16 protein-coding genes are annotated in these 15,482 nt (G+C 52.5%); 11 read left to right on the top strand and 5 right to left on the bottom strand.

The annotated features are described in order from the left end of the window. Positions 1 to 10 precede the first annotated feature (10 nt). The 7 genes from ispD (at position 11) to rpoS (ending at position 5,945) form a co-directional block, all read left to right on the top strand. Positions 11 to 721, top strand: a complete 711-nt coding sequence (ispD, locus tag D9738_RS00655; RefSeq protein WP_130259330.1) for a 2-C-methyl-D-erythritol 4-phosphate cytidylyltransferase — start codon at positions 11 to 13, stop codon at positions 719 to 721. Beyond that, complete coding sequence (gene ispF / locus D9738_RS00650) at positions 721 to 1,200, top strand: 2-C-methyl-D-erythritol 2,4-cyclodiphosphate synthase (protein ID WP_001219242.1); 480 nt, start codon at positions 721 to 723, stop codon at positions 1,198 to 1,200. The genes ispD and ispF overlap by 1 nt, the downstream gene beginning before the upstream one ends. Then, a complete protein-coding gene (truD, locus tag D9738_RS00645; protein WP_130259329.1) occupies positions 1,197 to 2,246 on the top strand; it encodes a tRNA pseudouridine(13) synthase TruD in 1,050 nt (349 codons plus the stop codon). Before ispF ends, truD begins: the two co-directional genes overlap by 4 nt. Then, complete coding sequence (gene surE, locus D9738_RS00640) at positions 2,227 to 2,988, top strand: 5'/3'-nucleotidase SurE (protein ID WP_001516955.1); 762 nt, start codon at positions 2,227 to 2,229, stop codon at positions 2,986 to 2,988. The genes truD and surE overlap by 20 nt, the downstream gene beginning before the upstream one ends. Next, entirely contained in the window at positions 2,982 to 3,608 is a 627-nt protein-coding gene (gene pcm / locus D9738_RS00635) for a protein-L-isoaspartate O-methyltransferase (RefSeq protein ID WP_000254703.1), read from the top strand. The genes surE and pcm overlap by 7 nt, the downstream gene beginning before the upstream one ends. A gap of 193 nt (positions 3,609 to 3,801) precedes the next feature. Further along, on the top strand, positions 3,802 to 4,890 hold the full coding sequence (nlpD, locus tag D9738_RS00630) for a murein hydrolase activator NlpD (protein ID WP_240725533.1): 1,089 nt from the start codon (positions 3,802 to 3,804) through the stop codon (positions 4,888 to 4,890). 62 nt (positions 4,891 to 4,952) lie between these two features. Further along, entirely contained in the window at positions 4,953 to 5,945 is a 993-nt protein-coding gene (gene rpoS / locus D9738_RS00625) for an RNA polymerase sigma factor RpoS (RefSeq protein ID WP_000081550.1), read from the top strand. A 99-nt stretch (positions 5,946 to 6,044) separates the two neighbouring features. Here the strand turns inward: rpoS and D9738_RS00620 are convergent, their stop codons facing one another. Beyond that, on the bottom strand, positions 6,045 to 6,452 hold the full coding sequence (locus tag D9738_RS00620; protein WP_130207658.1) for a MarR family transcriptional regulator: 408 nt from the start codon (positions 6,450 to 6,452) through the stop codon (positions 6,045 to 6,047). 146 nt (positions 6,453 to 6,598) lie between these two features. On the opposite strand from D9738_RS00620, the gene D9738_RS00615 reads away from it, so the two are divergent. Genes D9738_RS00615 through D9738_RS00605 form a run of 3 tightly spaced genes read left to right on the top strand, consistent with a single transcriptional unit; the run spans position 6,599 to position 8,866 of the window. Beyond that, positions 6,599 to 7,192, top strand: a complete 594-nt coding sequence (locus tag D9738_RS00615) for a non-oxidative hydroxyarylic acid decarboxylases subunit B (RefSeq protein WP_130221533.1) — start codon at positions 6,599 to 6,601, stop codon at positions 7,190 to 7,192. Further along, complete coding sequence (locus D9738_RS00610; protein ID WP_130259328.1) at positions 7,192 to 8,619, top strand: non-oxidative hydroxyarylic acid decarboxylases subunit C; 1,428 nt, start codon at positions 7,192 to 7,194, stop codon at positions 8,617 to 8,619. The genes D9738_RS00615 and D9738_RS00610 overlap by 1 nt, the downstream gene beginning before the upstream one ends. Before the next feature lie 10 nt (positions 8,620 to 8,629). Next, entirely contained in the window at positions 8,630 to 8,866 is a 237-nt protein-coding gene (locus D9738_RS00605) for a non-oxidative hydroxyarylic acid decarboxylases subunit D (RefSeq protein ID WP_015963262.1), read from the top strand. Between the two features lie 40 nt (positions 8,867 to 8,906). Here the strand turns inward: D9738_RS00605 and pphB are convergent, their stop codons facing one another. Beyond that, entirely contained in the window at positions 8,907 to 9,563 is a 657-nt protein-coding gene (gene pphB / locus D9738_RS00600) for a protein-serine/threonine phosphatase (RefSeq protein WP_130259327.1), read from the bottom strand. 105 nt (positions 9,564 to 9,668) lie between these two features. Beyond that, a complete protein-coding gene (gene mutS / locus D9738_RS00595) occupies positions 9,669 to 12,230 on the bottom strand; it encodes a DNA mismatch repair protein MutS (RefSeq protein WP_130207648.1) in 2,562 nt (853 codons plus the stop codon). Positions 12,231 to 12,516: 286 nt separating this feature from the next. Between mutS and D9738_RS00585 the strand changes: the two genes are divergently transcribed. Beyond that, positions 12,517 to 12,861, top strand: a complete 345-nt coding sequence (locus D9738_RS00585; protein WP_021560470.1) for a nitrous oxide-stimulated promoter family protein — start codon at positions 12,517 to 12,519, stop codon at positions 12,859 to 12,861. 40 nt (positions 12,862 to 12,901) lie between these two features. Here the strand turns inward: D9738_RS00585 and D9738_RS00580 are convergent, their stop codons facing one another. Then, on the bottom strand, positions 12,902 to 13,330 hold the full coding sequence (locus tag D9738_RS00580) for a TOBE domain-containing protein (protein WP_130259326.1): 429 nt from the start codon (positions 13,328 to 13,330) through the stop codon (positions 12,902 to 12,904). A gap of 44 nt (positions 13,331 to 13,374) precedes the next feature. Next, the gene (flhA, locus tag D9738_RS00575; protein ID WP_130207640.1) at positions 13,375 to 15,453 is read right to left on the bottom strand and encodes a formate hydrogenlyase transcriptional activator FlhA; all 2,079 of its coding nucleotides are present in this window, start codon (positions 15,451 to 15,453) and stop codon (positions 13,375 to 13,377) included. Between the last annotated feature and the right edge of the window lie 29 nt (positions 15,454 to 15,482).

The raw sequence follows: 15,482 nt of genomic DNA, 5'->3' as shown, positions 1-15,482 counted from the left end.
AGGAATTAACATGGCAACCACTCATTTGGATGTTTGCGCCGTGGTTCCGGCGGCCGGATTTGGCCGCCGAATGCAAACGGAATGTCCTAAGCAATATCTCTCAATCGGTAATAAAACCATTCTTGAACACTCGGTGCATGCGCTGCTGGCGCATCCCCGGGTGACGCGTGTCGTCATTGCAATAAGCCCTGGCGATAACCGCTTTGCTCAACTTCCTCTGGCGAATCATCCGCAAATCACCGTTGTTGCTGGTGGTGAAGAGCGTGCTAATTCCGTGCTGGCAGGTCTGAATGCCGCTGGCGATGCGCAGTGGGTGTTAGTGCATGACGCCGCTCGCCCTTGTCTGCATCAGGATGACCTCGCGCGCCTGTTGGCGTTGAGCGAAACCAGCCGTACGGGGGGGATTCTCGCCGCGCCGGTGCGCGACACGATGAAACGCGCCGAGCCTGGCAAAAACACCATTGCCCACACCGTTGATCGCAACGGCTTATGGCACGCGCTTACGCCGCAATTTTTCCCTCGTGAGCTGTTACATGACTGCCTGACACGCGCTTTAAATGAAGGCGCTACCATTACTGACGAAGCCTCAGCGCTGGAATACTGCGGTTTTCATCCGCAGCTTGTCGAGGGCCGAGCGGATAACATTAAAGTCACGCGCCCGGAAGATTTGGCGCTTGCCGAATTTTATCTCACCCGAACCATCCATCAGGAGAATACATAATGCGAATTGGACACGGTTTTGATGTTCACGCCTTTGGCGGCGAAGGCCCAATTATCATTGGTGGCGTGCGCATCCCTTATGAAAAAGGGCTGCTGGCACATTCTGATGGCGACGTGGCGCTGCACGCGCTGACCGATGCATTACTTGGTGCAGCGGCGCTGGGGGATATCGGCAAGCTATTCCCGGATACCGATCCGGCATTTAAAGGCGCTGACAGCCGCGAGCTGCTACGCGAAGCCTGGCGACGCATTCAGGCGAAGGGCTATACCCTCGGCAACGTCGATGTCACTATCATCGCTCAGGCACCGAAGATGCTGCCACATATTCCACAAATGCGCGTGTTTATTGCCGAAGATCTCGGCTGCCATATGGATGATGTTAACGTGAAAGCCACTACTACGGAAAAACTCGGATTTACCGGACGTGGGGAAGGGATTGCCTGTGAAGCGGTGGCGCTACTCATTAAGGCAACAAAATGATTGAATTTGATAATCTCACTTACCTCCACGGCAAACCGCAAGGAACCGGGCTGCTGAAAGCTAACCCGGAAGATTTTGTAGTGGTGGAAGATTTAGGCTTTGAGCCTGATGGTGAAGGTGAGCATATCCTGGTGCGGATCCTCAAAAACGGCTGCAATACCCGTTTTGTGGCCGACGCACTGGCGAAATTCCTGAAAATTCATGCTCGCGAAGTCAGTTTCGCCGGGCAGAAAGACAAACACGCCGTTACGGAACAGTGGTTATGCGCTCGGGTACCGGGCAAAGAGATGCCTGATCTAAGTGCGTTTCAACTGGAAGGCTGCCAGGTGCTGGAGTATGCACGCCACAAGCGCAAACTGCGTTTAGGGGCGCTGAAAGGCAACGCTTTTACCCTGGTGCTGCGAGAAGTGAGCAATCGTGATGACGTTGAACAGCGACTGATCGATATTTGCGTGAAAGGTGTACCGAATTACTTTGGCGCGCAACGTTTTGGTATTGGCGGTAGTAACTTGCAGGGTGCGTTGCGCTGGGCGCAAACCAATACTCCGGTGCGCGATCGCAATAAGCGTAGTTTTTGGTTGTCGGCAGCTCGTAGTGCGTTGTTTAATCAGATTGTTGCTGAGCGTCTCAAAAAAGCAGAAGTTAATCAGGTTGTTGACGGTGATGCGCTACAATTAGCCGGGCGCGGCAGCTGGTTTGTTGCCACGAATGAAGAACTGGCGGAATTACAGCGTCGCGTGAACGATAAAGAGCTGTTAATTACCGCTGCAATGCCGGGTAGCGGCGAATGGGGAACCCAGCGTGAGGCGCTGGCATTCGAACAAGCAGCTGTCGCCGAAGAAACGGAATTACAAGCCTTACTGCTGCGCGAAAAAGTTGAGGCGGCGCGCAGAGCGATGCTGTTATATCCGCAACAATTAAGCTGGAACTGGTGGGATGACGTCACCGTCGAAATCCGTTTCTGGCTTCCGGCAGGAAGCTTTGCAACCAGCGTTGTCAGGGAACTTATCAACACAACAGGTGATTATGCGCATATTGCTGAGTAATGATGACGGGGTACATGCACCCGGTATACAAACGCTGGCGAAAGCTCTGCGTGAGTTTGCTGACGTTCAGGTGGTCGCCCCCGATCGTAATCGCAGCGGCGCTTCAAATTCTCTAACGCTGGAATCCTCCCTGCGCACGTTTACCTTTGAAAATGGTGATATCGCCGTGCAAATGGGAACCCCGACCGATTGTGTCTATCTTGGCGTGAATGCTCTGATGCGTCCGCGCCCGGATATTGTGGTTTCGGGTATTAACGCCGGGCCGAATCTGGGTGATGATGTTATTTATTCCGGCACGGTAGCCGCCGCGATGGAAGGCCGTCATTTAGGCTTTCCGGCACTGGCCGTTTCACTTGACGGGCATAAACATTACGACACTGCTGCAGCGGTCACCTGTTCCATTTTGCGTGCACTGTGTAAAGAGCCGCTGCGTACCGGACGTATTCTCAATATCAACGTACCTGATTTACCGCTGGATCAGATTAAAGGTATCCGCGTGACTCGCTGCGGTACACGACATCCGGCAGATCAAGTGATTCCGCAGCAGGATCCGCGCGGTAATACGCTGTACTGGATTGGCCCGCCGGGCGGTAAGTGTGATGCTGGTCCGGGGACCGATTTTGCTGCGGTAGATGAAGGCTACGTCTCCATCACGCCGCTGCATGTGGATTTAACCGCGCACAACGCGCAAGATGTGGTTTCAGACTGGTTAAACAGCGTGGGAGTTGGCACGCAATGGTAAGCAGACGCGTACAAGCACTTCTGGATCAATTACGTGCGCAAGGTATTCAGGATGAGCAGGTGCTTAATGCACTTGCTGCCGTGCCGCGTGAAAAATTCATCGATGAAGCGTTTGAACAAAAAGCCTGGGACAATATCGCATTGCCGATAGGTCAGGGGCAGACAATTTCGCAGCCGTATATGGTGGCGCGAATGACTGAATTACTTGAACTGACGCCGCAGTCGCGAGTGCTGGAGATCGGCACTGGTTCAGGATATCAAACAGCAATTCTGGCACATCTTGTCCAGCATGTATGCTCGGTCGAGCGGATTAAAGGATTGCAGTGGCAGGCGCGCAGGCGTCTGAAAAATCTTGATTTACACAATGTTTCAACCCGTCACGGCGATGGATGGCAAGGTTGGCAAGCACGTGCGCCGTTTGACGCTATCATTGTAACGGCTGCACCGCCCGAAATTCCGACAGCGTTAATGACGCAACTGGACGAAGGCGGCATTCTCGTCTTACCCGTAGGGGAAGAGCACCAGTATTTAAAGCGGGTGCGTCGTCGGGGAGGCGAATTTATTATCGACACCGTGGAGGCTGTGCGCTTTGTTCCCTTAGTAAAGGGGGAGCTGGCTTAGCGCGTGAGGAAAATACCTGGAATTTTCCTGGTTATTTTGCAGCAGGTCAGCGTATCGTGAACATCTTTTCCAGTGTTCAGTAGAGTGCCTTGCACGGTAATTATGTCACTGGTTATTAACCAATTTTTTTCCTGGGGGATAAATGAGCGCGGGAAGCCCAAAATTCACCGTTCGCCGTATTGCGGCTTTGTCACTGGTTTCGCTATGGTTGGCTGGCTGTTCTGACACTTCAAATCCACCGGCACCTGTCAGCTCCGTCAATGGCAATGCACCTGCAAATACCAATTCTGGTATGTTGATTACGCCGCCACCGAAGATGGGGACGACGTCTACAACGCAGCAACCGCAAATTCAGCCGGTACAACAGCCACAAATTCAATCGGCTCAACAGCCGCAAATCCAACCGGTACAGCCTGTTGCCCAACAACCTGTGCAAATGGAAAACGGACGCATTGTCTATAACCGTCAGTACGGAAATATTCCGAAAGGCAGTTATAGCGGCAGTACTTACACCGTGAAAAAAGGCGACACGCTTTTCTATATCGCCTGGATTACCGGCAACGATTTCCGTGACCTTGCCCAACGCAACAATATTCAGGCGCCTTACGCTCTGAACGTAGGTCAAACCTTACAGGTGGGGAATGCTTCCGGTACGCCAATCACTGGCGGAAATGCCATTACCCAGGCCGACGCAGCAGAGCAAGGAGTTGTGATCAAGCCTGCACAAAATTCCACCGTTGCTGTTGCGTCGCAACCGACAATTACGTATTCTGAATCTTCGGGTGAACAGAGTGCTAACAAAATGTTGCCGAACAACAAGCCAACTGCGACCACGGTCACAGCGCCTGTAACGGTACCAACAGCAAGCACAACCGAGCCAACTGTCAGCAGTACAACAACCAGTACGCCGATCTCCACCTGGCGCTGGCCGACTGAGGGCAAAGTGATTGAAACCTTTGGCGCTTCTGAGGGAGGCAACAAGGGGATTGATATCGCAGGTAGCAAAGGACAGGCAATTATCGCGACCGCAGATGGCCGCGTTGTTTATGCCGGTAATGCGCTGCGCGGCTACGGTAATCTGATTATCATCAAACATAATGATGATTACCTGAGTGCCTACGCCCATAACGACACAATGCTGGTCCGGGAACAACAAGAAGTTAAGGCGGGGCAAAAAATAGCGACCATGGGTAGCACCGGAACCAGTTCAACACGCTTGCATTTTGAAATTCGTTACAAGGGGAAATCCGTAAACCCGCTGCGTTATTTGCCGCAGCGATAAATCGGCGGAACCAGGCTTCTGCTTGAATGTTCCGTCAAGGGATCACGGGTAGGAGCCACCTTATGAGTCAGAATACGCTGAAAGTTCATGATTTAAATGAAGACGCGGAATTTGATGAGAATGGAGTTGAGGTTTTTGACGAAAAGGCCTTAGTTGAAGAGGAACCCAGTGATAACGATTTGGCCGAAGAGGAGCTGTTATCGCAGGGCGCAACACAGCGTGTGCTGGACGCGACTCAGCTTTATCTTGGTGAGATTGGTTATTCGCCACTGTTAACGGCCGAAGAAGAAGTTTATTTTGCGCGTCGCGCACTGCGTGGTGATGTCGCCTCTCGCCGCCGGATGATCGAGAGTAACTTGCGTCTGGTGGTAAAAATTGCCCGCCGTTATGGCAATCGTGGTCTGGCGCTGCTGGACCTTATCGAAGAGGGCAACCTGGGGCTGATCCGCGCGGTTGAGAAGTTTGACCCGGAACGTGGTTTCCGCTTCTCAACTTACGCAACCTGGTGGATTCGCCAGACGATCGAACGGGCCATCATGAACCAAACCCGTACTATTCGTTTGCCGATTCACATCGTAAAGGAGCTGAACGTTTACCTGCGAACCGCACGTGAGTTGTCCCATAAGCTGGACCACGAACCGAGTGCGGAAGAGATCGCAGAGCAACTGGATAAGCCAGTTGATGACGTCAGCCGTATGCTTCGTCTTAACGAGCGCATTACCTCGGTAGACACCCCATTGGGTGGTGATTCCGAAAAAGCGTTGCTGGATATCCTGGCCGATGAAAAAGAGAACGGTCCGGAAGACACCACGCAAGATGACGATATGAAACAAAGCATCGTCAAATGGCTGTTCGAACTGAACGCCAAGCAGCGTGAAGTGCTGGCACGTCGATTCGGTTTGCTGGGGTACGAAGCGGCAACACTGGAAGATGTAGGTCGTGAAATTGGCCTCACCCGTGAACGTGTTCGCCAGATTCAGGTTGAAGGCCTGCGCCGTCTGCGTGAGATTTTGCAGACTCAGGGGCTGAATATCGAAGCGCTGTTCCGCGAATAAGCAAGCATCTGTCAGAAAGGCCAGTCTCATATGAGGCTGGCCTTTTTCTTTTGTATAGGGAGTTGGTGTGTTTTGTCGCCTGGATAAGATGCGACAGCGTTATGTGTTCATCATTTTTCGCACCAGCTGCATAAACAGCTCTTGCTCATCTCTACTCAAACGCCCCAAAAATTCTTCATCCACGCCGTCACCAATGGGGATAGCTGCCGCAAGTACCTTTTCTCCTTCGGCAGTCAGCCAGACAAAGCGACGCCGCTTATCGATGGTGTCATGCTCTCGTCTGACCAGGCCACGATTTTCCATTCTTGCCAACATTTCCGCCAGCGTAGCCTTCGTGCTGACAGCTGCTTCTATCAGCGCAACCTGCTCTATACCGGGGTGTTCAGCAATAGCGCGCATCACCGCATACTGCGGTTTGGTCAGATCAGGTAACTCATGCTGCCAGCGAGACGTGTGCTGCTGAAAAAGCTGTCGTAACTGATGGAACGCTTTATTTCGTAACGCCATGTAAACTCCGGGCTAATTCTCTGCCGTTATCATAGCGGTTTTTTAGTGACGAAGAAGATGTTGTTACTTTTCTGCACTTGCCGCTACGTGAATAGAAGGGTATGTTAATAATAACGTTCGTGTACGAACAATTAAGGGAATAAAAAATGAGACTGATCGTCGGGATGACTGGGGCTACAGGTGCGCCTCTTGGTGTGGCATTACTGCAAGCACTAAAGAAGATGCCCGGTGTTGAAACACATCTCGTGATGTCGAAGTGGGCGAAAACCACCATTGAACTGGAAACGCCCTACAGCGTCCACGATGTCGCAGCCCTGGCAGACTATTGCCATAACCCGGCGGATCAGGCGGCGACTATCTCCTCAGGTTCCTTTCGTACCGATGGCATGATCGTTATTCCGTGCAGCATGAAGACGCTGGCTGGTATTCGTGCTGGCTATGCCGATGGGCTGGTGGGGCGCGCAGCTGATGTTGTTCTCAAAGAAGGGCGCAAGCTGGTGCTGGTGCCGCGTGAAATGCCGCTCAGTACTATCCACCTTGAAAATATGCTCGCGCTTTCCCGTATGGGCGTGGCGATGATACCGCCCATGCCTGCCTTCTATAACCATCCCGAAACGGTAGATGACATTGTCCACCACGTGGTTGCCCGCGTGATGGATCAGTTTGGCCTCGAACATCCTCAAGCCAGGCGCTGGCAAGGATTGCCGCAGTCCGGGAGTTTTTCTCTGGAGAATGAATAATGGCTTTTGATGATTTACGCAGCTTTTTACAGGTACTTGACGACCAGGGGCAATTGCTGAAAATCAGTGAAGAGGTTAACGCCGAGCCAGATCTGGCCGCTGCTGCCAACGCCACCGGGCGTATCGGCGACGGCGCACCCGCGCTGTGGTTTGATAATATTCGCGGCTTTACCGATGCCCGCGTGGCGATGAATACCATTGGGTCCTGGCAGAACCACGCGATTTCCCTCGGCCTGCCGCCGAACACGCCGGTTAAAAAACAGATTGATGAGTTTATCCGCCGCTGGGATAACTTCCCGATTGCCCCGGAGCGCCGCGCCAATCCAGCCTGGGCGCAGAACACTGTCGATGGCGAAGAGATTAACCTGTTCGATATTCTGCCGCTGTTTCGCCTGAACGATGGCGATGGCGGTTTCTATCTCGATAAAGCCTGCGTGGTTTCCCGCGATCCGCTCGACCCGGATAACTTCGGCAAGCAGAATGTCGGCATCTACCGTATGGAAGTGAAGGGCAAGCGTAAGCTCGGCCTGCAACCGGTGCCAATGCACGATATCGCCCTGCATCTGCATAAAGCGGAAGAGCGTGGAGAAGATTTGCCGATAGCCATCACCCTTGGTAACGATCCGATCATCACGCTGATGGGCGCTACACCGCTGAAATACGATCAGTCTGAGTACGAAATGGCGGGCGCACTGCGCGAAAGCCCATACCCGATCGCTACCGCCCCGCTGACCGGTTTTGATGTGCCGTGGGGCTCAGAAGTGATCCTCGAAGGGGTTATCGAAAGCCGCAAACGCGAAATCGAGGGGCCGTTCGGTGAGTTTACCGGCCACTACTCTGGCGGGCGCAACATGACCGTGGTGCGCATCGATAAAGTCTCTTACCGCACGAAACCGATTTTCGAATCGCTCTATCTCGGTATGCCGTGGACTGAAATCGACTACCTGATGGGGCCAGCCACCTGTGTGCCGCTGTATCAGCAACTGAAAGCCGAGTTCCCGGAAGTGCAGGCGGTGAACGCCATGTACACCCACGGCCTGCTGGCGATAATCTCCACCAAAAAACGCTACGGCGGCTTTGCCCGCGCGGTGGGTCTGCGTGCGATGACCACGCCGCACGGTCTGGGCTATGTGAAGATGGTGATTATGGTCGATGAAGACGTTGATCCGTTCAACCTGCCGCAGGTGATGTGGGCGCTCTCGTCGAAAGTGAACCCGGCGGGCGACCTGGTGCAGTTGCCAAATATGTCAGTGCTGGAACTCGACCCAGGCTCAAGTCCGGCGGGGATCACCGACAAGCTGATTATCGACGCCACCACGCCTGTCGCCCCGGACAACCGTGGTCACTACAGCCAGCCGGTGGTGGATTTACCGGAAACTAAAGCCTGGGTTGAAAAACTGACCGCTATGCTGGCCGCACGTAAATAAGGAGAAGAAGATGATTTGTCCACGTTGTGCCGATGAACAGATTGAAGTGATGGCGAAATCGCCGGTGAAAGATGTCTGGACGGTCTACCAGTGCCAGCATTGCCTTTATACCTGGCGCGATACCGAACCGCTACGTCGCACCAGCCGCGAACATTATCCGGAGGCGTTCCGTATGACGCAAAAAGATATTGATGACGCGCCGATGGTGCCGAGCATTCCGCCGCTGCTGGCGGAAGATAAGCGTTAATAAAAAATGCCGGGTAGAGGATTTACTTTACCCGGCTACGTTATTTAATTTTATAAAACGACAGGCGTCCGCTTTTCGGCGATCCGGTATCAATGTAAATCTGGTTAGCGAACGTCTGAATGTTATCAAACATCATATGTCCAAATATAAAATAGTCAGCGCCGTTTATTTCTTCTAACTCGCCATTAAGCGATTTCTGCACACGATCAACAGGCCAGAGTAATTCGCTTTCCGCTATTTCTTTGTCAAAGAGATATTCATTCCACGGATAATCTGCATGTGCGATGACATATTTTATTATGTCGTTGGTAATTTCAATAATATGCGGAAGGTGATGGAATTTCAGTAACAGGTCTATTGCCTCTTGTTGTTCCGTATCATTTAAATCGAAAAACCAGTCACCGCCGCTGGCTAACCACTTATTACCATCACCAGTAGCGAACGCATCAAGCGCCATCGCTTCGTGGTTGCCTTTTACGGTGGTAAACCAGGGCTGGTTTAACAGGCGCAGCACATTAAGACTCTCCGGCCCACGATCAATGTTATCGCCGACGGAAATAAGTAAGTCTGTTTCAGTGCAAAATGATAATTGATGTAAACGGGATTGTAATAATTGATAATCCCCATGAATATCACCAACGGCCCATATATGGCGATAGTGATGGGCATTGATTTTTTGATAGCGTGTAGATGGCATGGTTTTACCCTGTAAAATAATATCTACTATTATACAGGGTATTTTTATTTGATTTGTCAGTTGTCGTTAATATTCCCGATAGCAAAAGACTATCGGGAATTATTTTTACACCAAACTTTTCAACCGATAAATCCACTCTAACGCCTGACGCGGGGTGAGTGAATCTGGATCGAGATTTTCCAGAGCTTCGACCGCAGGCGAAGTTTCTTCTGGTACTGATAGCAAAGACATTTGCGTACCATCCACCTGCGTAGCGGCGGCATTCGGTGAAATGCTTTCCAGCTCGCGCAGTTTTTGCCGCGCGCGTTTGATCACCTCTTTCGGCACGCCTGCCAGCGCAGCAACCGCCAGGCCGTAGCTTTTGCTCGCCGCGCCGTCCTGCACGCTGTGCATAAAGGCGATGGTGTCGCCGTGCTCCAGTGCATCGAGATGCACGTTGGCGACGCCTTCCATTTTCTCCGGTAGTTGAGTCAGCTCGAAGTAGTGGGTGGCAAACAGCGTCAATGCCTTAATCTTATTCGCCAGATTTTCCGCGCACGCCCATGCCAGTGACAGACCATCGTAAGTGGACGTCCCGCGTCCAATCTCATCCATCAACACCAGACTGTACTCGGTGGCGTTATGCAGAATATTAGCGGTTTCGGTCATCTCCACCATAAAGGTTGAACGCCCGGATGCCAGATCGTCCGCCGCGCCCACACGGGTAAAGATACGGTCAATCGGGCCAATCTCGACTTTTTGTGCCGGTACATAGCTGCCGATATAGGCCATCAGCGCAATCAGTGCGGTCTGGCGCATATAGGTACTTTTACCGCCCATATTCGGGCCAGTAATGATTAACATGCGACGCTGTGGCGACAGGTTCAGCGGGTTAGCGATAAACGGCTCATTCAGTACCTGTTCAACCACCGGATGGCGGCCTTCGGTAATGCGAATGCCAGGTTTATCAATAAAGGTCGGGCAGGTGTAGTTCAGGGTATAGGCCCGTTCTGCCAGGTTCACCAGCACGTCGAGTTCTGCCAGCGCGCTCGCGCTCTGTTGCAGCGCTTCCAGATGCGGCAACAGCAGGTCGAACAACTCTTCATAAAGCTGTTTTTCCAGTGCTAGTGCTTTGCCTTTTGAAGTGAGGACTTTGTCTTCGTACTCTTTCAGCTCTGGAATAATGTAACGTTCAGCGTTTTTCAGCGTCTGGCGGCGCATATAATTGATTGGCGCCAGATGGCTTTGCCCACGGCTGATCTGAATGTAATAACCATGAACCGCGTTAAAGCCGACTTTCAGCGTGTCCAGGCCGGTACGTTCACGCTCGCGGATTTCCAGACGCTCCAGATAATCGGTCGCGCCGTCAGCCAGCGCCCGCCACTCATCCAGTTCTTCGTTATAGCCTGGTGCGATAACACCACCGTCGCGTACCAAGACCGGCGGCGTGTCGATGATTGCGCGCTCCAGCAGATCGCGCAGCTCGGCAAACTCGCCCATCTTCTCACGTAGCGCCTGCACCGGTGCACTATCGACAGTTTCTAACTGCGCGCGCAGTTCTGGCAGTTGTTGGAAAGCGTGACGCATACGGGCCAGATCGCGCGGGCGAGCAGTACGCAACGCCAGGCGTGCCAGAATACGTTCCAGGTCGCCCACCTGACGCAGCACAGGCTGTAACTCAGCGGTAAAATCCTGCAATGCGCCAATAGTTTGCTGGCGCTCTAGTAACACGCGGGTATCGCGCACTGGCATATGCAGCCAGCGTTTCAGCATACGGCTACCCATCGGCGTGACGGTGCAATCAAGCACAGAAGCCAGAGTATTTTCCGCACCGCCCGCCAGGTTCTGGGTAATTTCCAGATTACGGCGCGTCGCGGCATCCATAATGATGCTGTCCTGCTCACGTTCCATGGTGATAGAACGAATATGCGGCAGAGTCGTACGTTGGGTATCTTTCGCATACTGCAACAGGCAACCGGCAGCACAAAGCCCGCGTGGCGCGTTCTCGACGCCGAAACCAATCAGATCACGAGTGCCAAATTGCAGGTTCAACTGCTGGCGCGCGGTGTCGATTTCAAACTCCCACAGCGGGCGACGACGCAGGCCGCGACGACCTTCAATCAGCGACATCTCGGCGAAATCTTCTGCATACAGCAGCTCTGCCGGATTGGTGCGTTGCAGCTCTGCCGCCATCGTTTCGCGGTCAGCCGGTTCGCTCAGACGAAAACGCCCGGAGCTGATATCCAGCGTCGCATAGCCAAAACCTTTGCTGTCCTGCCAGATAGCCGCCAGCAGGTTATCCTGGCGCTCTTGCAACAGGGCTTCATCACTGATAGTCCCCGGCGTGACGATACGGACAACCTTGCGCTCAACCGGCCCTTTGCTGGTTGCAGGATCGCCAATCTGTTCGCATATAGCGACGGACTCGCCCTGATTCACCAGTTTGGCGAGATAGTTTTCCACTGCATGGTAGGGGATACCCGCCATCGGGATCGGCTCGCCCGCAGACGCGCCGCGTTTGGTCAGCGAAATATCCAGCAGCTGCGACGCCCGTTTTGCGTCGTCATAAAATAGCTCGTAAAAGTCACCCATCCGGTAGAACAGCAGGATCTCAGGATGCTGGGCTTTCAGCTTGAGATACTGCTGCATCATAGGCGTATGGGCGTCGAAATTTTCTATTACACTCATGGAATTAGATCCGGTTCCCTGATGTTAAATGTAGTGTGATGGTTTTTATTTTCGTTGTAATCACATAAGGCGCACATGATACCGGAGTTAATCATTTCAGGGGAAGACGCGAAAGGTCAGTTCTTGATGCCGGTTCCGCGAAAAATGCTGCTTTGCAGCTTTTGCGTGATGACTATGAAACAAGATCGCAAAATTACATCGGTTGAAGAAACCTCCTCCTTCAGAGCCATAGTCCCCTTTAGAATTAAGTTGTAATATAAATGCACCTTAAGAGTATGGAGGCAGCATGTCCGGCAAGCGTATCTCTCGTGAAAAACTGACGATTAAAAAAATGATCGATCTTTATCAAGCGAAATGCCCGCAGGCGTCAGCGGAGCCGGAGCATTACGAGGCGTTGTTTGCTTACGCGCAAAAACGGCTGGATAAATGTGTGTTTGGCGAAGAGAAACCTGCCTGTAAACAGTGTCCGGTGCACTGTTACCAGCCTGCGAAGCGTGAAGAGATGAAGCAGATTATGCGGTGGGCGGGGCCGAGAATGCTGTGGCGTCATCCGATCTTAACCGTGCGTCATCTGATTGATGATAAACGTCCAGTGCCAGAACTGCCGGAAAAATATCGCCGGAAGAAATAAATTTGCCGGAGGAATTTATTCTCTCCGGCAAATACGGCGCTTACGCTTTGGTCGCAATCAGGATTGCTGATGCCTTGATCAATGCAATAACGCGCGATCTTGTGGTGAGTTTCATTTCATCCTGGCTTTCATTGGTTACCACTGCCACAACTTCAAAACCCGCATCTGTTTTGATATGGACAGTGGCATTCACTGCGCCTTCGGTGATTTTCGAAACGCTGCCAGCAAACTGGTTGCGAGCAGAGAATTTCAGTCCACAGTCTTCCGTTGCCAGCGTTACCCACGGGGCTTTAATCAGGGCAATCGCTTCTTTCCCTTTTGCCAGCCCCAGGGCTTGCTGGCTACTGTGGGTAACAACCGCTACCAGCTTTGCGCCACCTGCCAGCGTCAGTTCTACTTCATCATTCACCGCGCCCATTGCGACTGCGCTAACTGTTCCGGTTAATTGATTTCTTGCTGAAACTGCCATACTGCCTCCTTTCATTGAATGTTGATCGAGTATAACCACATCTGTTAAACCAATGCCGCTTTATCTATCCCCAGCCGCTTCATCCGTGACAGCAGAGTGGTGCGTTTTAACCCCAGACGTTGTGCAGCGCCTTTTGGCCCGGCAACCACGCCATTAGTCTCTTTTAATACGCGGACAATCAGTTGATATTCATCTTCGCCTTCCTGGGCGACGACCGTCGCGGCCGGTGGTGTTTCAGGTTCTGACAGAGGGATATCGGGTAAAGAGAGTTGTAGGACGTTACCGCGAGTCAGCAACACCGCGCGCTCAATGACGTTTTCCAGTTCGCGCACGTTACCTGGCCATTCCATATTGCTCAATGCGCGCAGAGTCTCGGCAGGAATGCTGTCAATATTACGACCCAGGCGGCGGGCAATTTTAAATGTAAAGGCTTTAGCCAGCAGCGGAATATCTTCCGGGCGCTCGCGCAGCGGCGGCAGATGAATCGGGAAGACGTTCAGGCGGTAGTAGAGATCGCTACGGAACTCGCGGTCGGCGACCATTTTTTTCAGATCGCGGTTAGTCGCGGCGATTAAACGCACGTCCGTCTGAATGATTTTGTTGCTCCCGAGGCGTTCAAACTCCTGTTCCTGCAATACGCGCAGCAACTTCGGCTGTAACTCCAGTGGCATATCGCCCACTTCATCGAGGAACAGCGAGCTTTTATCCGCCAGTTCAAAACGACCAATGCGCTGAGCGCTGGCACCAGTAAAGGCACCACGCTCATGACCAAACAGGTCACTTTCCAGTAATCCCGCAGGCATGGCGGCGCAGTTCATCTTCACCATTCGCCGACCATTGCGGTTGCTAAGATTGTGGATCGCGCGGGCAATCAGTTCCTTACCCGTCCCCGTTTCACCGAGAATGAGTACGGTACTGTCGCTTTGCGCTACCATCTCAACCTGCTTGAGCACGCTATACATGGCTTCGCTGCGACCAATAATCTCGCCAAATTCGCTATCCACATTATTGAGCTGTTCGGTCAGAGCAAGGTTTTCGTCAACCAGGCGCTCTTTCAGACGGTGGATTTCCTGATAGGCGAGGGCGTTATCTACGGCAATCGCCACACGTTCCGCAATCTGGCGCAGCAAACTCAGGTTAGTGGTGGTAAAGGTTTTCTCTTCGCACTGCGCCAGTTTCAGCACGCCCAGCATGGTGTTGCCAGACATCAACGGTAGCAGGCACAGCGTCTGGATCTGGTTGCCCCAGGTGTCGAACAACATGCGTTCGTAGGGGGCTAAATTGTCTCGCTCGTGGAGATTAAGCAGCAGCATCTCTTTGCTTTTAAATACGCGCTCGGTGAGGGTTCCGGCCTCATCAACTTCACTCTGTTCGTGAGTGGGATGCTGTTTATCGAGATAGTGAGTAGAGTAAACGTTGAGTTTGTTTTTGCGGTGGCTACGTAAGACGATGCTGATATCGTCGATATCGAAGTAGTAGTGGATTTCTTTAGCCACTTCGCTGACCAGCTCGTCCATGTCCAGGCGAGAAAGTACCGCGTTGGTGATGGCAACCAGGATGCGGAAGTTATCCCGTTCCCGGCATAGCAGTTCGTAGTCGACATTGTTGATGACGCGGCTCTGAATTTGCTCGCTGACAACAGAAACAATCTGCGTAAATGTTTGCAGTCGATTAAACTCTTTTTCGCTCCACGGGCGATCGTCATAACGAATAAATTCACAACCGCCAAAAATATGTCCTTCCGCGGCCTGCGGCATCAGGCAATAGTGACCAAATTTGGGGTATAGCCCACTCGTAGCCAGTTGCGGCCAGGTGTCACAAAATTCTTCGTAGCTGCAGTGCAGTGTGTCAGGGCGCGATAAAATGCTGCGCACCGGACCATGTGCCAGAATGGTTTCGTCTTCGTATTTAATGGGATTGTCTTTGTCACGCGACGCGTAATAAGTCGCACGTTGAGTCTGCGCTTGCCACAACACAATAGCTGCGTTGTCGGCGAGCGCAGAACGCTTTACCAGTTGCGAAAGAGCCTCACACAGCGAGGCCAGATCGGGCTGCTGCAATAGTGTCCGAGTGATGTCGAACAACCCTTGTTGCCCGAGATCACTCATCGGTGTATACGACATGTTGTTCTTCCAGGAAAGCACCGCTAAGC

It is taken from the genome of Escherichia sp. E10V5, from assembly GCF_004212315.1.
GTDB lineage: Bacteria > Pseudomonadota > Gammaproteobacteria > Enterobacterales > Enterobacteriaceae > Escherichia.
This window is presented reverse-complemented; position numbering and strand designations above follow the sequence as displayed.